Genomic DNA, 19,439 nt, shown 5'->3' on the forward strand with positions numbered 1-19,439 from the left:
CGATGCGGTGACCTAACCGCGCTCGGGTTGCCCGAGCGCGGTTTTTTCATGCCTGTGAAATGGGCTGGGCGCGCCAGGCCTTGCGTGCAGCATCGTCATAGAAGCTCCAGGCGAGCATGCGGCTTTGTTTCTGCCCTTGGCCCATTTCGACAACGCGCACCGCCGCGGCCCCGGTCTTTTTCAAAACGGCCTCCAGCGCCGGCAGGTTACTGGCCTTCGATACCAGGCTGGTGAACCACAGTGTCTGGCTGGCGTAGGGCGCGCTCTCGTTGATCAGTTGGGTGACGAAGCGGATCTCACCGCCTTCGCACCACAGTTCGTTGTTCTGGCCACCGAAGTTCAGCACGGGCAGCTTGCGCTTGGGGTCCTGCTTGCCCAGGTTCTTCCATTTGCGCTGGCTGCCACGGGTGGCTTCCTCGCGTGAGGCATGGAAGGGCGGATTGCACAGGGTCAGATCGAAGCGCTCATCGTCCTTGAGCAGGCCGCTTAGGATATGCGCAGGGTTGCTCTGCTGGCGCAGGTTGATGACCTTGTCCAGGCCATTGGCCTGAATGATCGTCCTGGCCGACGCCAATGCTATGGGATCGATGTCCGAGCCCAGGAAGCGCCAGCGGTAATCGCTATGGCCCAGCAGCGGGTAGATGCAGTTGGCACCCACGCCGATGTCGAGCACGCGCACCTGGGCGCCTTTGGGGGGCTGGCCTGCGTTGTCGGCAGCCAGCAGGTCGGCGGCCACATGAATGTAGTCGGCGCGACCGGGGATCGGCGGGCACAGGTAGTTGGCCGGGATGTCCCAGTGCTGTATCCCGTACTGGGCTTTGAGCAGGGCACGGTTGAACACTCGCACGGCTTCGGGGTTGGCGAAATCGATGCTGGGTTTGCCATGGGGATTGGTGAGGGTGAAGCGCGCCAGATCAGGGTGGGCCTTGATCAGGCTGGGAAAATCGTAGCGGCCTTGATGGCGGTTACGCGGATGCAGGGTGGGTTTGCTCTGGGTCATGCTCGGGTCCGGTGTTGCAGGTACTGGCCCCCGGACCGTTGGACGGCCCGATCGCGGCCGGCCCGGTTCCCCGGGCTGGCCGCGAACGAGGGCTAGGCCCTCGCCGGTCAGCGCTGCACGGTCAGGTTACAGCGCTGCAATCCGCGCATGCTGCTCGGTGAAGTTCGCCAACGCCTGCTCGGACTCGGCCAGCTTGGCACGTTCCTTCTCGATGACGGCAGGCGGTGCCTTGTCGACGAACGCGGCGTTGGACAGCTTGCCGCCCACGCGCGCCACTTCGCCTTGCAGGCGCTGGATTTCCTTGTTCAAGCGGGCCAGTTCGGCATTTTTGTCGATCAGCCCGGCCATCGGTACCAGCACCTGCAGGTCGCCCACCAACGCCGTGGCGGACAATGGCGCCTCGTCGTTGTCGCCCAGCACGGTGAACGATTCGACCTTGGCCAATTTCTTGAGCAAGGCTTCGTTTTCCTGCAGGCGACGCTGGTCGTCGGCGCTGGCGTTCTTCAGGAACAGCGGCAGGGGCTTGCCGGGGCCTATGTTCATTTCGGCGCGAATGTTGCGCAAGCCGACCATCAGCTCCTTGAGCCACTCGATGTCGCCTTCGGCAGCCACGTCGATGCGTGCATCATTGGCCTGGGGCCAGGGCTGCAGCATGATGGTCTTGCCTTCGACGCCGGCCAGGGGCGCGATGCGCTGCCAGATCTCTTCGGTGATGAACGGCATGAACGGGTGGGCCAGGCGCAATGCTACTTCCAGCACGCGAACCAAGGTACGGCGCGTGCCACGGGCGCGCTCCACAGGGGCCTGCTCGTCCCACAACACCGGCTTGGAAAGCTCCAGGTACCAGTCGCAGTACTGGTTCCAGATGAATTCGTACAGCGCCTGGCTGGCCAGGTCGAAGCGGAACTGCTCAAGCTGACGGGTCACTTCGGCTTCGGTGCGCTGCAGCTGCGAGATGATCCAGCGGTCGGCCAGCGACAGCTCGTAGGCTTCGCCGTTCTGGCCGCAGTCCTCACCCTTGTCCAGCACGTAGCGGGCGGCGTTCCAGATCTTGTTGCAGAAGTTGCGGTAGCCTTCGACGCGGCCCATGTCGAACTTGATGTCGCGACCGGTCGAGGCCAAGGAGCAGAACGTGAAGCGCAGGGCGTCGGTGCCGTAGCTGGCAATGCCCTCGGGGAACTCGGCCTTGGTCTGCTTGGCGATCTTCTCGGCCAGCTTGGGCAACATCATGCCGCTGGTGCGTTTTTCCAGCAGGGCATCGAGGGTGATGCCGTCGACGATGTCCAGCGGGTCCAGCACGTTGCCCTTGGACTTGGACATCTTCTGGCCCTGGCCGTCACGCACCAGGCCGTGCACGTACACGGTCTTGAACGGAACCTGGGGCGTGCCGTCCTCGTTCTTGATCAGGTGCATGGTCAACATGATCATGCGCGCAACCCAGAAGAAGATGATGTCGAACCCGGTCACCAGTACATCGGTGGAGTGGAATTTCTTGAGGAACTCGGTTTGCTCCGGCCAGCCCAGGGTCGAGAAGGTCCACAGGCCCGAGCTGAACCAGGTATCGAGTACATCGTCATCCTGGCGCAGGTTCACGTCCGCGCCGAGGCCGTGCTTGCTGCGCACTTCCTCTTCGTTGCGCCCGACGTAGACCCGGCCCGCCTCGTCGTACCAGGCCGGGATGCGATGGCCCCACCACAGCTGACGGCTGATGCACCAGTCCTGGATGTCGCGCATCCAGGAGAAGTACATGTTCTCGTACTGCTTGGGCACGAACTGGATACGACCATCTTCGACCGCAGCAATGGCAGGCTCGGCCAATGGCTTGGTGGAAACGTACCACTGGTCGGTCAGCCACGGTTCGATGATGGTGCCCGAGCGGTCACCCTTGGGCACTTTCAAGGCATGGTCGTCGATGCTGACCAGCAGGCCCTGGGCTTCCAGGTCGGCGACGATCTGCTTGCGTGCAACGAAGCGATCCAGGCCGGCGTACTGGGACGGCAGGGCGGTGTCTACCTGGTCATTAAGCGAACCATCGAGGTTGAACGCCTGGGCCGCTGGCAGCACCACGGCATTCTTGTCGAAAATGTTCAGCAGCGGCAGGTTGTGACGCTTGCCGACTTCATAGTCATTGAAGTCGTGGGCCGGGGTGATCTTGACGCAACCGGTGCCGAACTCAGGGTCGCAGTAGTCATCGGCGACGATGGGGATGCGACGGCCAACCAGCGGCAACTCGACGAACTTGCCGATCAGGGCCTGGTAGCGTTCGTCGGTGGGGTTAACCGCGACGGCAGCGTCACCCAGCAGGGTTTCCGGACGCGTGGTGGCGACCACCAGGTAATCCAGCCCCTCGGAGGTGGTGGCACCGTCGGCCAGCGGGTAGCGCAGGTTCCACAGGTGGCCTTTCTCGTCGTGGCTTTCCACTTCCAGGTCGGAAATGGCGGTGTGCAGCTTGGTGTCCCAGTTGACCAGGCGCTTGCCCCGGTAGATCAGGCCGTCTTCGTGCAGGCGCACGAACGCTTCCTTGACCGCTTCGGACAGGCCATCGTCCATGGTGAAGCGCTCGCGGCTCCAGTCTACTGAGGAGCCAAGGCGACGAATCTGCCGGCTGATGTTGCCGCCCGACTGGTCCTTCCACTCCCAGATTTTTTCCAGGAACTGTTCGCGGCCCAGGTCATGACGGTTCAGGCCCTTGGCTTCGAGCTGGCGCTCGACCAGCATCTGCGTGGCGATGCCCGCGTGGTCGGTACCCGGCTGCCAGAGGGTGTCGCGACCCTGCATGCGACGGAAGCGGATCAGGGCGTCCATGATCGCGTTGTTGAAGCCATGACCCATGTGCAGGCTGCCGGTTACGTTCGGCGGCGGGATCATGATGGTGTAGGACTCGCCTGCACCTTGTGGGGCGAAATAGTTCTCGGCTTCCCAGGTGTTGTACCAGGAAGTTTCGATGGCGTGCGGCTGGTAGGTCTTATCCATGCGCGGCGGGACCCTGTGCATTTATTCGGGAAAGCCGGGAAGTATAACCAAGCCGAAGGGCGCAGGCGACAAGCGGCTGCTGGGTGGGCAAGCGGTCTTCATCGCAGTTGGCGTTAGCGATTGGCGCGTAGGAGCGGCCTCGCCGGGGCGCCGGACCGGCCGATCCTGCCAGAGGGGCGTAGCTTGCAGGGGTTGTAAAGGCCAGGTGCTCAGCAGCCCCTTCACTCCGAACGCTTGATCAACCGCTCGATGCGCGCATCGAGGCGACGCTTGATCTCGTTTTCGATGTGCGGGGTAAAGTCGTTGATCACATCCTGCATGATCATCTGCGCTGCAGCGCGCAGTTCGCTTTCAAGGTGCAGCAGGGTGTCCTGGCGACGTGCTTGCGGGTCATCAAGGGGGTTGTCGCTGGCAGCCGGGTCGGCAGCGCTGTCAACGGGCGAAGGCGCCTGGTCCACCGTGTCGGTGAGCAAAGGCGGTTGCAGGTCGGCATCGCCAAGCAGTTGGCGAATCGACTCGAGGTCGTCGAGCAGGTGGGTGGAGCCGGGCAGGGGAGCGTGCTTGTCCATCGTTATCAAAATCGCTGTAAGCGGTGGTCTTGCAGAGCATAGCCTTGTTCACGGTAGAAACGGAATCGCTCACGCGCCGATTGGCGGATGGCGGCCTCTTCAACCACGATCTCGGCAACCCGCTCGAACTGGCTGACAAAACCGGGAACATTGGCGCCCAGGTTGATCAACAAGTCCTGGTGCCCCTGTGCATGATCCCCGACACCAAGCGCCACGCGCGCATCGGCGTGGTCTTCGGCCAGGTCATGGGGCACGAAGGCTTCGCCCCTGAATGCCCACAAACGCTTGTCCAAGGCGGCACGCTGATCGTCATCCTGGCAATGCAGGTAGACGCGATGGCCCAGCCGCCAGGCTTTGTCGCACAGCTTGCAGGCGAAATCCAGGCGCGCCTCCAGCGAATCGGTGGGCAGTATGTAGAAGTCGACTTTGCTCATGTGGGTTCCGTTGGCCGGCAATGCCCGAGGCGCTGCCGGCGCTCGCCGTCAGGCGCCGGCACGGTCCAGCAGGTACTGGGTCAACAGGGGCACCGGGCGACCGGAGGCACCCTTGTCCTTGCCGCCGCTGATCCAGGCGGTACCGGCAATATCCAGGTGCGCCCAGTCATAGGCCTTGGCGAACCGCGACAGGAAGCAACCGGCGGTGATGGTACCGGCTTTCGGCCCGCCAATGTTGCCCATGTCGGCGAACGGGCTGTCCAGTTGTTCCTGGTACTCATCGAACAGCGGCAATTGCCAGGCGCGGTCATCGGCGCGCTTGCCCGCCTCGAGCAGTTGGCTGACCAGCTCGTCGTTGTTGCCCATCAGGCCGCTGGTGTGGCTGCCCAGGGCGACGATGCAGGCGCCGGTGAGCGTGGCGATATCGATCACCGCCTGGGGCTTGAAACGCTCGGCGTAGGTGAGGGTATCGCACAGCACCAGGCGACCTTCGGCGTCGGTGTTGAGAATCTCCACGGTCTGGCCGCTCATGGTGGTGACAATATCACCAGGGCGAGTGGCGCCGCCGCTGGGCATGTTCTCGGCACAGGCGAGCAGGCACACCAGGTTGATGGGCAGTTGCAGTTCCAGCACCGCACGCAGGGTACCGAACACGCTGGCTGCGCCGCACATGTCGTATTTCATCTCGTCCATGCCGGCACCGGGCTTGAGGCTGATGCCGCCGGTATCGAAGGTGATGCCCTTGCCCACCAGCACGTAGGGCTTGTCACCTTTCTTGCCGCCTTGGTAGTTGAGCACGATCAGACGCGGAGGTTGATCGCTGCCCTGGCCGACGGCGTAGAACGCGCCCATGCCCAGGTCCTTGATCTTCTTCTCGTCCAGCACATCGACTTTCAGGCCCTTGTGCGCCTTGCCCAGCTCCTTGGCCTGCTCGGCCAGGTAGCTTGGATGGCACAGGTTGGGAGGCAGGTTGCCCAGGTCACGGGTATAGGCCATGCCGGTGGCGATGGCACTGGCGTGGCGCACGGCGCGCTCCACGTCGGCCTGGTTGAGTTTGGTGGTGAGCAGGGTGACTTTCTTCAGCGCCCGAGGCTCGGCCTTCTGGCTTTTGAAACGATCGAATACGTACTCGCCATCGAGCAGGGTTTCGCCCAGCAGGCGATATTTGCCGTAGCCTGTATCGCGGTTGCTCAGCGCAATGTCATCGAGTGCCAGAACGGCGTCGGCGCCGTTGAGGCCCTTGAGCACACCGGCAACGCTGGCCACCAGCTTGCGCCAGGTGCGATCACCCAGCGCCTCGTCCTTGCCGCTACCTACCAGCAGCACACGCTCGGCCTTCAGGCCCGCAACGGCGTGCAGCAGCAGCGTCTGGCCAGGCTTGCCGACCAGGTCGCCACGCTTGAGCGCAGCGCTGATGGCGCCCTCGCTTGCCAGGTCCACGGCCTGGGCCACGGTGCCCAAGGCACGTTTTTCACCGACTGGGATGACCAGCGTTGCGGTCTTGACCGATGCAGCGGCTACGCTTTTTACAACCAGTTCCATCTCAGGGTCCCCGAATGATCGATACGTGTGGCGCCGTGCTGGCCGGCGCTTGGAACGCGACTGGCTGCGCGGTGGCAGGCCAGTGGAAAAGCTGCCAGTTTGAGCCTGCGGCCGGCGTGCTGACAACCCCGGCGTGCTGTGCGATGCGCGGCCAAGTGACAGGCGCGGTCAATCACAGGATAATGCGCGCACTTTATATGGAGGTTCGCCTTGGGCGAACCAGCATTGGCCTTGGATGTACTAAGTCATCGTCTGGTGCCATCGATTGGCAGTCCGTGCTGACAACCCAGGAGTGTCTGGTTTGATCGTCTTTCGTTATCTATCCCGCGAGGTCCTGGTGACCTTGAGCGCCGTCAGCGCAGTGCTGCTGGTGATCATCATGAGCGGGCGCTTCATCAAATACCTGGCCCAGGCTGCACAGGGGGTGCTCGACCCTGGCGTCCTGTTCCTGATCATGGGGTTCCGCCTGCCGGGCTTCCTGCAACTGATCCTGCCGCTGGGGTTGTTCCTGGGTATTCTGCTGGCCTATGGCCGGCTGTACCTGGAAAGCGAAATGACCGTGCTGTCGGCCACCGGCATGAGCCAGCAGCGCCTGCTGGCCATGACCATGGCGCCTGCGGCACTGGTGGCGCTGCTGGTGGCTTGGCTAAGCCTGAGCCTGGCACCCCTGGGCGTGGCCCAGGTGCAGAAGATCATCAGCCAGCAGGATGCCCTGACCGAATTCGACACTTTGGTGCCGGGCCGCTTCCAGACCCTGCGCGATGGTTCGCGGGTGACCTACACCGAGCAGCTTTCCGATGACCGGGTAAACCTGGGCGGCGTGTTCATCTCGGAAAAACGCTTCAACCAGGACAAGACCAAGGACCGCGCCCCGTCGGTGCTGGTGGCCGAGCGCGGGCACCAGGAAATCCAGGCTGACGGCAACCGTTACCTGGTGCTCGAAAACGGCTACCGCTATGACGGCAACCCAGGCCAGGCCGACTACCGCGCCATCAAGTACGACACCTATGGCGTGTTGTTGCCCAAGCCTGAAGTCAGCGAGGAGGTCACCGAGCGCGAGGCGATCCCCACCACCGATCTGTTCGGTGCCCAGGATTTGCGAGAGCGCGCCGAACTGCAATGGCGCCTGTCCCTGCCGATCCTGGTGTTCATCGTGACCCTGCTTGCCGTGCCGCTGTCGCGGGCCAACCCCCGGCAGGGGCGGTTCCTCAAGCTGCTGCCAGCCATCCTCCTGTACATGGCGTACCTGACAATGCTGATTTCCGTGCGCGGTGCACTCGAGAAGGGCAAGTTGCCCATCGCCCTTGGCATGTGGTGGGTGCATGGGCTGTTCCTGCTCATCGGCCTGGGTTTGATGTACTGGGAACCCCTTCGCCTCAAGCGCGCAGCCCGTCGTGCGGAGGTGGCCCGTGGCTAAGCTCGATCGTTATATCGGCCAGAGCGTGCTGGTGGCTATCCTGGCTGTCCTGGGCATCATCCTGGGGCTGGCGTCGCTGTTTGCCTTCATCGACGAAATGGGCGACCTGAGCGATACCTACACGGTGCTCGAAGCAGGCAAGTATGTGCTGCTTACCGCACCGCGGCGGCTGTACGACATGCTGCCGATGGCGGCGCTGATCGGCTGCCTGATCGGCCTGGGTACGCTGGCCAGCAGCAGTGAGCTGACCATCATGCGCGCCGCTGGGGTGTCGATCGGTCGTATCGTCTGGGCGGTGATGAAACCGATGCTGGTGCTGATGCTGGTTGGCCTGCTGATCGGCGAATACGTGGCACCGGTCACCGAAAACAAAGCCCAGGCCCATCGCTCCCTGGCCCAGGGTGGCGGTGAAGCGCAAAGCTCCAAGCGTGGCATGTGGCACCGGCAGGGCGAGGAGTTCGTGCACATCAACTCCGTGCAGCCCAACGGCCTTCTGCTGGGTGTGACCCGCTACCGGTTCGACGACCAGCGCAAGATCATCAGCTCCAGCTTCGCGCGCCGGGCGCGTTACGAAAACGATCACTGGCTGCTGACCGATGTGCGCACCACACTGTTCCATGGCGACCGTACCGAAGTCGTGCAAAACTCTGAAGAACAGTGGGATGTGTCGGTCACGCCACAGTTGCTCAACACGGTGGTGCTGGCGCCTGAATCGCTGTCGATCACCGGCCTGTGGGACTACATCCACTACCTGTCCGACCAAGGGCTGAACAACGCCCGCTACTGGCTGGCCTTCTGGACCAAGGTCCTGCAACCGGCCATTACGGCAGCCCTGGTACTCATGGCCATTTCGTTCATTTTCGGGCCGCTGCGATCGGTGACGCTTGGCCAGCGTGTCTTCACAGGCGTGCTGGTGGGCTTCGTGTTCCGTATTGCCCAGGACCTGCTGGGCCCATCTAGCCAGGTGTTCGGCTTCCCGCCGTTGCTTGCGGTGGTGCTGCCAGCCGGCATCTGTGCCGTGGCAGGCTTGTGGTTGTTGCGCCGCGCTGGATAAACCTGCTGCGCAGCCGCATGGCTGCGTGCTTGACCCTAGGGGCCGCTATAGCGGCCCCTTGTGTTTCAGGGCCGCTGCCGCTTGAGTAGAGCGCTCATTTCTTCGGCTTGGGGACTCGAACCAGTTGGCTCTCGGAGTAGATGTCGTGCCAGCTGCGTTTGCGCTTGTCGACCAGGGCCCAGAAGAAACCCAGCCCCAGGCATAGCCACGAGGCGATGGAAACGACAAACCGCAACAGCGCCTGCCAGAGCGTGATGGGCGAGCCATCGGCGTTCTGCACACGCACGCCCCAGACCTGCATGCCCAGTGTTTGCCCGCCATGGGTCCAGAACTTGGCGAAGAAACCGAATAGCACGAACAGCAGCACCGTGGACAGCAAAGGGTCGCCGTCCAGCGCGCCTGCTTCGGTGAGTTCGCGCATACGCTGCTGGCCGATGATCGCCATCTGGACCATCTTGTAGAGGCCTGCGGTGACGATCAGCAGGGCCGTGCACAGCAAAAAATCATAGAACACCGCAGCCAGACGCCTGCCGAGGCCGACCGGAGGGAAATCACCTTGGGGATGCAGCACAGGCTTGGACATGCAGAACAGCTCCATCACGCAAAGCCGCCATTCTACGGGCAAAAAAAAGCCCCTGCACTGAGCAGGGGCTTTTTTGGGGGTAACAAGGCTTATTCAGCTACCTGTACCTTGTCAGCCTGCATACCTTTCTGGCCTTGTACGGCTTCGAAAGTGACTTTTTGGCCTTCTTTCAGGCTCTTGAAGCCGTTGCCTTCGATGGCGCGGAAGTGCACGAACAGATCAGCACCGCTTTCTGGGGTGATGAAGCCGTAACCTTTTTCGTCATTGAACCACTTGACGGTACCGTTCTGACGCTGAGACATGGTCTTATTTCCTATGAAACTTAGGTTTGGATGACAGTTTTCTTTCGCTTTCAAACAAGCAAAAGAGTACTGGGCTGGGTTGCAGGAAAGTAAGAGACGTCGAACGGGTTGTAGCAGATTGCGGCTACTGGCCCAGGTCACGAACTGTTGCGACCCATGCAAACACAGTGCATTGACTCTACGCCAACTGCCGAGCGAAAAACAAGCCTTGCAGCGGGTGTAAAAGTGACTGTTTTACAACCCTTGGTCAAATCGCCGAAAAGTGCATGGCGCCTGGCCTGGCGCCATGTTCGCACTGGCGCGCGCCACGTTCGTAAACGAAGATACCGAGCACTGCCACATCGTCGATGAAGCTGCCTTAACCGCGATAGTAACGGGATGCTACAAACGGCGTTTTACTGACTTTCAAGGCCACCTTCTTACCGCGCACGAGGGCATATAAAAGTGTGTCCAGGGCGGCATGTTCGGTGTCGACATACCCCATCGCCACAGGGGCGCTGAGTGTGGGCCCAAAGCCGCCACTGCAGATGGTGCCGACCGGGGTACCTTCTGCATCGACAATCTCGGCGCCTTCGCGCACAGGTGTGCGTTCCTGGGGCAGCAAACCGACCCGCTTGCGTTTTACACCCTCACGCTGCTGGCCGAAGATGGCCTGCGCGCCCGGAAAGCCCCCGGCACGCGCACCATCGGCCCGACGTGGCTTGGACATTGCCCACATCAGGTTGGCTTGCACGGGCGAGGTGTCGCCGCTCATGTCATGGCCATACAGGCATAGGCCAGCTTCCAGGCGCAACGAGTCACGGGCCCCTAGCCCGATCGGCTGGACCTCTGGCTGCTTGAGCAGCTCCCTGGCGAGCGTCTCTGCGCCCGCCACCGGCACGGAGATTTCATAACCATCCTCCCCGGTGTAACCCGATCGACTGACCCAGCACGGATGGCCCAGTAACGTGACAGGACGCACCTGCATGAACGTCATGTCAGCCACTTCATGCGCCAGACGCTGCAGGACCTTGACCGCTGTCGGCCCTTGCAAGGCGAGCAGGGCACGCTGGTCGAACAGCGGCTGGACCTCGCAACGTTGGCCGATATGCCGCTGCAGGTGCGCCAGGTCCTGATCCTTGCAGGCGGCGTTCACCACCAGCAGCAGTGTTTCGTCACCCAGATTGGCGACCATCAGGTCGTCGAGGATGCCGCCGTGTTCGTTGGTGAACATGGCATAGCGCTGCATGCCAACGGGCAGGTCGATGATGTCGACCGGCACCAGCGTTTCCAGGGCACTGGCAGCGTCGCGACCCTTGAGCAGAACTTGCCCCATGTGCGAGACGTCGAACAACCCGGCTTGTTCACGGGTGTGCAGGTGCTCTTTGAGCACGCCCAGAGGGTACTGCACCGGCATGTCGTAGCCCGCGAAGGGCACCATGCGCGCACCCAGTTCCAGGTGCAGGGCATGCAGTGGGGTTTTGAGCAGTGTTTCGGACATCGATGACTCCTTGCATGGGTTTCGGTCAATGTCCGGGGACATTGACCGCCAGGCGAATGACACACTCACGATCCGGCGCTGTCAGGCGTCCTGGTAGCTTTCGATCGACGGGCAGGCACAGACCAGGTTGCGGTCGCCAAAGACGTTGTCGACCCGGCTCACAGGCGGCCAGTACTTGCATTGCACCAGGCCAGGCAGCGGGTAGACCGCTTGCTCGCGGGAGTAACCATGGGCCCATTCGCCCACCAGTTCCGCTGCGGTGTGCGGCGCGTTCTTGAGCGGGTTGTCGTCCTTGTCCAGCGTGCCGTCCTCTACCGCGCGGATTTCCTTGCGGATCTGGATCATGGCTTCGCAGAACCTGTCCAGCTCTTCCCGGGATTCGCTTTCGGTCGGCTCGATCATCAGCGTGCCTGCCACCGGGAACGACATGGTCGGGGCGTGGAAGCCGTAGTCGATCAGGCGCTTGGCCACGTCGTCGACGCTGATGCCACTGCTGTCCTTGAGCGGGCGCAGGTCCAGGATGCACTCATGGGCGACCAGGCCATTGCTGCCGGTGTACAGCACCGGGTAGTGCTCCTCCAGGCGGCGAGCGATGTAGTTGGCGTTGAGGATGGCCATCTGCGAAGCCCGCTTGAGCCCCGCGCCCCCCATCATGCGAATGTACATCCAGGTGATCGGCAGGATGCTGGCGCTGCCGAAGGGGGCGGCGCATACCGCGCCTTCGGCAGTGCCCAGGGCGGCATGGCCCGGCAGGAAGGGCGCCAGGTGCGATTTCACGCCGATCGGCCCTACGCCCGGCCCACCGCCGCCATGGGGAATGCAGAAGGTCTTGTGCAGGTTCAGGTGCGACACATCGCCCCCGAACTTGCCCGGCGCGCACAGGCCGACCATGGCGTTCATGTTGGCGCCGTCGATGTAAACCTGGCCGCCGTTGTCGTGGATGATGGCGCAAATCTCGCCGATCGCTTCCTCGAACACCCCATGGGTGGACGGGTAGGTGATCATCAGCGCCGCCAGGCGTTCGCGGTGCTCGATGGCCTTGGCACGCAGGTCGGCGACGTCAACGTTGCCGCGCCCGTCGCAGGCCGTGACCACCACCTGCATGCCGGCCATGTTGGCCGTTGCCGGGTTGGTGCCATGGGCTGAAGAAGGGATCAGGCAGATGTCGCGATGGCCTTCGTTACGGCTGCGGTGATAGGCGCGGATCGCCAATAGGCCCGCGTACTCGCCCTGAGAACCGGCATTGGGTTGCAGCGAGACGGCATCGTAGCCCGTGGCTGCGCAGAGCATGGCCTCCAACTCCGACGTCAATTGCAAGTAGCCCTGGCTCTGCTGCGCTGGGGCGAAGGGGTGCAGGTTGCCGAATTCTGCCCAGGTGACCGGGATCATTTCGCTGGCAGCGTTGAGCTTCATGGTGCACGAGCCCAGTGGGATCATGCTGCGGTCCAGAGCCAGGTCCTTGTCGGCCAGCTTGCGCAGGTAGCGCATCAACTCCGTTTCACTGTGGTAGCGGTTGAACACGGGGTGTTCGAGGAACGTCGTACGACGCAGCAAGGCCTCGGGCAGCAGCGTACCGCTGCTGGCGGCCAGCGCCTGGAAGTCAGGCTGCAGTTGACCCTCGCCAAACAGCTGCCACAGCGCCTGTACATCGGCCGGGGTGGTGGTTTCGTCCAGCGATACGCCTACATGGCCGGCATCGACCTGGCGCAGGTTGATGCCTTGGGCGCGTGCTTTCTCGTGCAGGCCGAGGGTGGCATCGCCAGTGGCCAGGGTCAGGGTGTCGAATGCTGTGTCGTTCACCACTGTCACAGCCATTGCCCGCAGGCCCTGTGCCAGGATGGCGGTCAAGCTGTGGGTACGTTGTGCAATGCGCTTGAGGCCTTCAGGGCCGTGATAGACGGCGAACATGCTGGCAATGTTGGCAAGCAGCACCTGGGCGGTGCAGATGTTGCTGGTGGCTTTTTCGCGGCGAATGTGCTGCTCCCGTGTCTGCATGGCCAAGCGCAGGGCCGTCTTGCCGAAGCGGTCGATCGACACGCCGACCAGGCGCCCTGGCATGTCACGCTTGAAGGCATCGCGGGTCGCGAAGTAGGCCGCATGCGGCCCGCCGAAGCCCAGGGGCACACCAAAACGCTGGGCGCTGCCGATGGCCACGTCGGCCTCGAACTCGCCAGGTGGGGTCAACAGGGTCAAGGCCAGCAGGTCTGCCGCCACGGCCACCAATGCATTGGCGTGATGGAACCGCTGCACCACCTCTCGGTAATCGAAGATACCACCGGTGCTGGCGGGGTACTGCAGCAAGGCGCCGAAGAATGGGCTGGCATCATCGAGCGCCTGCTCGTCGCCTATCACCACCTCGATGCCCAAGGGCTCTGCGCGGGTACGCAGTACATCGAGGGTCTGCGGATGGCAATGCATCGAGGCGAAGAAGCGGTTACTGGCCTTGTTCTTCGACAGGCGCTTGCAGAACGTCATGGCTTCGGCAGCCGCCGTAGCTTCATCGAGCAGCGAAGCATTGGCGATCGGTAACCCTGTGAGGTCGCTGATCAGGGTCTGGAAATTGAGCAAGGCTTCCAGCCGGCCTTGGGAAATTTCTGGCTGGTAGGGCGTGTACGCGGTGTACCAGGCGGGGTTTTCCAGCAGATTGCGCAGGATGGGCGCGGGCGTGTGGGTGTTGTAGTAACCCTGGCCTATGTAACTTTTGAAAAGCTGGTTCTTGCCGGCGATGGCCTTCAGGGCGGCGAGCGCATCCGCTTCGCTGTGCCCATCGTCCGTGCCCAGTACGCTGGTGCCCTTGATGCTGGCGGGGATGACGGCGTCGGTCATGGCCTCCAGTGAATCGAAGCCCAGGGTGGCGAGCATGGCCTGCTCATCTTCGCTGCGTGGCCCGATGTGACGGGCAATGAACTCATTGGCAGTGCCGAGGTTGATAGTCATGGCGTGGTTCCTCAGGCGTCGTCGTTGGCGTTGAGCAGGCGGTCGTAGGCACCCTGGTCGAGCAGGGCGCTCACAGCGCTGGCGTCGGCAGGCTTGAAGCGGAAGAACCAGCCTTCGCCCAGCGGGTCCTCGTTGACCAGCTCGGGGCTATCTTCAAGCTGGGCGTTGACCTCAATCACTTCGCCGGCCAGCGGCATGTACACGCCGCTGGCAGCCTTGACCGACTCGACGGTGGACGCTTCGCTGCCTTTGTCATAGTGCTGCAGCTCCGGCAGCTGCACGAACACCACATCGCCCAGTGCATTCTGGGCGTAGGCAGTGATCCCTACGGTGACGCTGCCATCGGCTTCTACACGCAGCCATTCGTGGTCGTCGGTGAAACGCAACTCGCTCATGAAAAATCCTCGTGGACCGGGTGGCACGATTAGGTTCGCGCTCTGGTGGGTTTTCAGTAAGCAATAAGGTGGCCAACTGTGCACAGGCCAGCTATATCAGCTTCCTGGAGTGAGGACTCGAAGTGGCGCAAGCGGCTTTTGGAGTGAAATCGTTACATTAAGTCGCTCTTTATTTTTGTGGTGGTTGTGATCGCCGTGATTTACGTCATCACCGCATTTGTAACGATTCAATTACAGTGTATTGAATTAGTTACGGCTAACTGGCCTGCCTGCATCCTCAGCGGTAGTTGACGAGGTGAAACGGTGGCGCGCTGAGCAGGGGCTTCCAGGTTTCAAGCCATCTTGAGCCCAAAACAGACGACTCCCGCAGCTCATCGTGCGGGAGTCTTTCAGCTTACCGGTTCGGCAACGCCATCACGGCTTCATTACTGAAAAAACGGCAGCGCCAGATACACCTTGATCACCACCACATTGATCAAGTCAATGAAGAACGCCCCCACCATCGGCACCACCAGAAATGCCACGTGCGAAGGCCCGAACCGTTGGGTCACCGCCTGCATGTTCGCGATGGCGGTAGGCGTTGCACCCAGCCCGAAGCCGCAGTGGCCGGCGGACAGGACAGCCGCGTCGTAGGTGCGGCCCATGACCCGGAAGGTAATGAAGATGGCAAACAGCGCCATCAGCAGGGTCTGCGCCGCCAGCAGCACGAAGAACGGCAGTGCCAGTGCAGCCAGGTCCCACAGTTTCAACGACATCAACGCAATGGCCAGAAACAACGACAGGCTCACATTGCCCAGTACCGACACTTCCCGCTCGAACACCTGGTAAAAGCCGAAGGCTGACAGGCCATTGCGCAGCAGTACGCCCACGAACAATACGCAGACGAAGTTTGGCAACTCGAAGGCAGTGCCCTTGAGCAGCTCATTCAATACAGTGCCGGTCAACAGGCTCACTGCAATCAAAGCAAGCGTCTCGATCACGGAAAACGAGGTGATCAGGCGTTCTTTCTCCGGCTGCTCGAAGCCTGAGGGCAACTGGGGCGTGTTGTTAGCCAAGCCAGGGGTCGCGACCCGTTTGATCAGTAGGCGGGCCACGGGACCGCCAATCAAGCCGCCCAATACCAGCCCGAACGTGGCGGAGGCCAATGCCAGCTCCGAGGCTGAGGCCAGGCCGAACTTTTCAGTGAAGGTGGCGCCCCACGCAGCACCGGTGCCATGGCCTCCCGACAGAGTGATCGAGCCGGCCAGCAGGCCCATCAGCGGGTCCAACCCCAGCGCTGTGGCCAGACCGATGCCCAGGGCGTTCTGCACCACCAGCAGGCCGGTCACCACCGCCAGGAACACGACCACCGCACGCCCACCTTTTTTCAGGCTGGCAAAATCGGCGTTCAGGCCGATGGTGGCGAAGAATGCCAGCATCAAAGGTGTCTGCAGGGAGGTGTCGAAGTGAACTTGCACATCGAAGGTGCGCAGCACCAGCAGGGCAATCGCGACCACCAGGCCGCCGGCGACCGGTTCAGGGATGTTGTAGGCACGCAGAAAACCTATGCGTGCGACCAGACCGCGACCTAGCAGCAGCACCAGGGAAGCGGCCACCAGCGTGCCGTAAAAATCGAGTTCGAACATCAGGTACTCTCGTTGAATCCATAACGGACCGCTGACCGCTCTGGGGCGGTCTGGCGGGGTGACAGGCAGGATTGCACTGGCGCCATTCTACGAGGCGTGAGGAAAGACGTATCCGGGGAACGCCTAGGAAAAGTCTGCTAAAACAGAGGGAATTGTCGTCAACCTCAGGTTTTTCCAGGAATTCCGTATTTGCGCAGGCGTTGGGCAATGGCGGTATGTGAGGTCTGCAGCCGGGCCGCCAGCAATCGGGTCGAGGGGTAGCTGGTATACAGCCGTTGCAACAGTTCACGCTCGAAATCACCCACGGCCTGTTCCAGGCTGGCCACATCGCCCTCATGGGTGCGACTGACAGACGTGCCAGCGATGTCCAAATCGCCGATGTCCACCAGGTTGCTTTCGCAGATAGCGGCGGCGCGAAAGATCACGTTCTGCAATTGCCGCACATTGCCCGGCCAAGGGTTAGCCAGCATGGCGCTGTGGGTGGCGGGGGTGAGCCTGCAGGCAGGCCGCTGGATCTGCGTGCAGGCCTGCTGCATGAAGAAGTGCGCGAGCATCAGGATGTCCTGGCCGCGGTCACGCAGGGGGGGAACCTGCAGGTTCAGCACGTTGAGGCGGTAGAACAGGTCCTCGCGGAACGTGCCCTCGGCCACCATCTGCTCCAGGTTACGGTGGGTCGCGCTGATGATACGCACGTTGACCTTCACTTCCCGGTCGCCCCCCACGCGGCGGAAACTGCCGTCACTGAGAAAACGCAGCAGCTTGGCTTGCAGGTAGGGGGACATCTCGCCGATCTCATCGAGAAACACCGTGCCCTGGTTGGCCAGCTCCATCAGCCCTGGCTTGCCGCCGCGCTGAGCGCCAGTGAAGGCGCCTGGTGCATAACCGAACAGTTCGCTCTCGGCCAGGCTTTCAGGCAAGGCGGCGCAGTTCAGGGCCAGAAAGGGGGCCGCGTGACGGCTGCTGATCGCGTGGCAGGCGCGGGCCACCAGTTCCTTGCCTGTGCCGGTCTCGCCATGCACCAACAGCGGTGCATCCAGGGTGGCCACGCGCAAGGCACGGGCCTTCAGGGTACGGATGGCGGGTGATTCGCCCAGCAGGGCGTCGAAACCCTCGGCATGGTCATGGCGCAGGGCCGATAGCCGCTCACCCAATCGCGTGGGCGGGTAAAGGGTCAACAGGCCGCCGGTATGGGTGATTGGCATGGCGTCGAGCAGCAGGCTCTGGCCATTGAGCTGCATTTCGCGCATGGGCAGGTGAAAGTTGCTGTCGAGCAACGCTTGCAGCAGGCCCGGGTCGCCAAACAACTCGCCTACGCAGCGCCCGGCCGACTCCCGACCACACAACGCCACCAGCGCAGGGTTGGCCAGCAACACCTTGCCGGCCCTGTCCACCGCCAGCACCGGGTCGCTCATGGCGGCCAGCAGTGCATCGAGCTGCAGGTGACGACGTTGCCCCGGCAGGATGTCGACCACCTCCACTGCCTTCACACCCTGTACGTCGAACAAGGCGTCATGCAGCTCTTCCAGCACGGCGGGGCTGAGGGTCGGTGCGTCGATGTAGACGTTCGGCGGCACCATCTCCACGGCATCGAGGTTGAGGTTGCGCGCACCGAGCAGCGCCAGGACTTCCTGAGTGATGCCGACGCGGTCGATGAAGCTGACATGGATACGCATGGGGCGATACGAATTGGCCGGGTAGGGCGCTAGTATGCCTCAAGCGGATCCTGCTCGTGACGGGTCGCGTCCTACTCCAGATGCTCAGGCTTGATGGGGTCACCGGACTTCACGTCCAGCTTGGCGCGGATGTCCTCGAACATCCAGTCGTAGATCCTGTGGGGTGAAGCCAGGCTTTCGAATTTCTTCGGTGGGGCCAGGTAAGCCTGGGCGCGGCGACTCAGTTGCATCAGAAAACTGGGCAGCACCTGATCCTTGGGCAGAAAGAAAGCCTCGTCGACAGGCTTGCCCTCGATACTGCCCTTCATGCGGAACTGAATGCCCCTGCCTTCACGGGGGTCGGTGAAGGCCTCGTAGTCCACCGTGAGGTCATAGCTGTGGTCACTGCTGTTGAGCGCAGTGCGCTCGATGTGGACGTGACCGGGTTCATATTTGGCCATGGGCTCTCCTGTATGAGATTGAGCGGGCACATGGCCCGCCGACGGTATTCAACGGTAGCTGATCCCAGGGGCAGCGGTCGAAACCCGCGTGCCGGCGGTACCGCTCACGATGCGCTCGATGTTGGCCAGCGAGCTGATCACCGCCACCTTGCCCGTGTGCCGGGCAAAGTCGCAGGCCGCTTGCACCTTGGGCCCCATCGAGCCTGCCGCGAAACCCAGTGTGTCCAGCTCGTCAGGGTGGGCCTGGGCGATGGCGCGTTGGGTCGGCTTGCCAAAATCGATGTACGCCGCCTCCACATCGGTGGCAATGATCAGCAGGTCGGCCTCGAGCTGTTCGGCCAGCAGTGCAGAGCACAGGTCCTTGTCGATCACCGCCTCGATACCCTTGAGTTTACGGTGTTCATCGTAGAGGGTCGGGATGCCGCCGCCGCCGGCACAGATCACGATGCTGCCCTTTTCGAGCAGCCATTTGATAGGGCGGATTTCGAAGATGCGTTTGGGCCTGGGGCTTGCCACCACCCGGCGGTATTTTTCCCCGTCAGGCTTGACCACCCAGCCCTTTTCAGCGGCCAGGCGCTGGGCTTCATCCTTGCTGTAGACCGGGCCGATGAACTTGCTCGGGTCCTTGAACGCAGGATCCTCGGCGTCCACTTCGACCTGGGTCAGCAGGGTGGCGAACGGCACGCCCACGTCCAGCAGGTTGCCCAGTTCCTGTTCGATCATGTAGCCGATCATGCCCTCGGTTTCGGCGCCCAACACGTCCAGCGGATAGGCCTCGTCGGGCTTGTACGACAGCCCTTGCAAGGCCAGCAGGCCCACTTGCGGCCCATTGCCATGGGCGATTACCAGCTCGTTACCAGGGTGGATCTTGGCAATCTGCTCGGCAGCGGTACGAATGTTGGCGCGCTGGTTTTGCGCGGTCATGGGCTCGCCACGGCGCAGCAGGGCATTGCCGCCTAGTGCAACAACGATACGCATGGAGAATGTCCTTTGTCGAAAGTCGTGAGCGGCTGCA

17 protein-coding genes are annotated in these 19,439 nt (G+C 62.4%); 3 read left to right on the forward strand and 14 right to left on the reverse strand.

Annotated elements, in window-relative coordinates; genetic code table 11:
- Positions 1 to 46: 46 nt before the first annotated feature.
- The 5 genes from rlmF to ACK59L_RS02445 all read right to left on the reverse strand — a co-directional run bounded on the left by rlmF (position 47) and on the right by ACK59L_RS02445 (position 6,518).
- A complete protein-coding gene (rlmF, locus tag ACK59L_RS02425; RefSeq protein WP_409271629.1) occupies positions 47 to 1,000 on the reverse strand; it encodes a 23S rRNA (adenine(1618)-N(6))-methyltransferase RlmF in 954 nt (317 codons plus the stop codon).
- Positions 1,001 to 1,126: 126 nt separating this feature from the next.
- Positions 1,127 to 3,973 carry a valine--tRNA ligase gene (locus ACK59L_RS02430; RefSeq protein ID WP_409271631.1) on the reverse strand — a complete coding sequence of 949 codons (2,847 nt, stop codon included), beginning with the start codon at positions 3,971 to 3,973 and terminating at the stop codon, positions 1,127 to 1,129.
- A gap of 221 nt (positions 3,974 to 4,194) precedes the next feature.
- The gene (locus ACK59L_RS02435; RefSeq protein WP_196136731.1) at positions 4,195 to 4,542 is read right to left on the reverse strand and encodes a DNA polymerase III subunit chi; all 348 of its coding nucleotides are present in this window, start codon (positions 4,540 to 4,542) and stop codon (positions 4,195 to 4,197) included.
- Between the two features lie 5 nt (positions 4,543 to 4,547).
- A complete protein-coding gene (locus ACK59L_RS02440) occupies positions 4,548 to 4,976 on the reverse strand; it encodes a DNA polymerase III subunit chi (RefSeq protein WP_058604426.1) in 429 nt (142 codons plus the stop codon).
- A 48-nt stretch (positions 4,977 to 5,024) separates the two neighbouring features.
- Positions 5,025 to 6,518 carry a leucyl aminopeptidase gene (locus ACK59L_RS02445; protein ID WP_078479044.1) on the reverse strand — a complete coding sequence of 498 codons (1,494 nt, stop codon included), beginning with the start codon at positions 6,516 to 6,518 and terminating at the stop codon, positions 5,025 to 5,027.
- A 301-nt stretch (positions 6,519 to 6,819) separates the two neighbouring features.
- Here ACK59L_RS02445 and lptF point away from each other — a divergent pair, with 301 nt between their 5' ends.
- Positions 6,820 to 7,935 (forward strand): LPS export ABC transporter permease LptF, encoded by a 1,116-nt coding sequence (lptF, locus tag ACK59L_RS02450; protein WP_058604428.1) that lies wholly within the window; start codon positions 6,820 to 6,822, stop codon positions 7,933 to 7,935.
- Complete coding sequence (gene lptG / locus ACK59L_RS02455; RefSeq protein ID WP_409271635.1) at positions 7,928 to 8,989, forward strand: LPS export ABC transporter permease LptG; 1,062 nt, start codon at positions 7,928 to 7,930, stop codon at positions 8,987 to 8,989. The genes lptF and lptG overlap by 8 nt, the downstream gene beginning before the upstream one ends.
- A 94-nt stretch (positions 8,990 to 9,083) precedes the next feature.
- On the opposite strand, the gene ACK59L_RS02460 is transcribed toward lptG, so the two are convergent.
- From ACK59L_RS02460 to gcvH, 5 genes are all read right to left on the reverse strand, one after another.
- Entirely contained in the window at positions 9,084 to 9,572 is a 489-nt protein-coding gene (locus ACK59L_RS02460; protein WP_058637520.1) for an RDD family protein, read from the reverse strand.
- 89 nt (positions 9,573 to 9,661) lie between these two features.
- On the reverse strand, positions 9,662 to 9,874 hold the full coding sequence (locus ACK59L_RS02465; RefSeq protein WP_023533319.1) for a cold-shock protein: 213 nt from the start codon (positions 9,872 to 9,874) through the stop codon (positions 9,662 to 9,664).
- 358 nt (positions 9,875 to 10,232) lie between these two features.
- Positions 10,233 to 11,354 (reverse strand): glycine cleavage system aminomethyltransferase GcvT, encoded by a 1,122-nt coding sequence (gcvT, locus tag ACK59L_RS02470; protein ID WP_409271638.1) that lies wholly within the window; start codon positions 11,352 to 11,354, stop codon positions 10,233 to 10,235.
- 81 nt (positions 11,355 to 11,435) lie between these two features.
- On the reverse strand, positions 11,436 to 14,291 hold the full coding sequence (gcvP, locus tag ACK59L_RS02475) for an aminomethyl-transferring glycine dehydrogenase (RefSeq protein WP_409271640.1): 2,856 nt from the start codon (positions 14,289 to 14,291) through the stop codon (positions 11,436 to 11,438).
- An 11-nt stretch (positions 14,292 to 14,302) separates the two neighbouring features.
- On the reverse strand, positions 14,303 to 14,686 hold the full coding sequence (gene gcvH, locus ACK59L_RS02480; RefSeq protein ID WP_100852164.1) for a glycine cleavage system protein GcvH: 384 nt from the start codon (positions 14,684 to 14,686) through the stop codon (positions 14,303 to 14,305).
- A 265-nt stretch (positions 14,687 to 14,951) separates the two neighbouring features.
- Between gcvH and ACK59L_RS02485 the strand changes: the two genes are divergently transcribed.
- Positions 14,952 to 15,032, forward strand: a complete 81-nt coding sequence (locus ACK59L_RS02485; protein WP_145255828.1) for a bacteriocin immunity protein — start codon at positions 14,952 to 14,954, stop codon at positions 15,030 to 15,032.
- A 79-nt stretch (positions 15,033 to 15,111) separates the two neighbouring features.
- Here the strand turns inward: ACK59L_RS02485 and gltS are convergent, their stop codons facing one another.
- From gltS to arcC, 4 genes are all read right to left on the reverse strand, one after another.
- Positions 15,112 to 16,311: a sodium/glutamate symporter gene (gene gltS, locus ACK59L_RS02490; protein WP_100852163.1), complete on the reverse strand. Its 1,200-nt coding sequence runs from the start codon at positions 16,309 to 16,311 to the stop codon at positions 15,112 to 15,114.
- Positions 16,312 to 16,475: 164 nt separating this feature from the next.
- Entirely contained in the window at positions 16,476 to 17,984 is a 1,509-nt protein-coding gene (locus tag ACK59L_RS02495) for a sigma-54-dependent transcriptional regulator (protein WP_058604434.1), read from the reverse strand.
- 71 nt (positions 17,985 to 18,055) lie between these two features.
- Entirely contained in the window at positions 18,056 to 18,424 is a 369-nt protein-coding gene (locus ACK59L_RS02500; RefSeq protein ID WP_409271643.1) for a DUF5064 family protein, read from the reverse strand.
- Positions 18,425 to 18,472: 48 nt separating this feature from the next.
- Positions 18,473 to 19,402 (reverse strand): carbamate kinase, encoded by a 930-nt coding sequence (gene arcC, locus ACK59L_RS02505; protein WP_409271645.1) that lies wholly within the window; start codon positions 19,400 to 19,402, stop codon positions 18,473 to 18,475.
- Between the last annotated feature and the right edge of the window lie 37 nt (positions 19,403 to 19,439).

Source organism: Pseudomonas sp. KCJK9111 (genome assembly GCF_046231935.1).
GTDB lineage: Bacteria > Pseudomonadota > Gammaproteobacteria > Pseudomonadales > Pseudomonadaceae > Aquipseudomonas > Aquipseudomonas parafulva_B.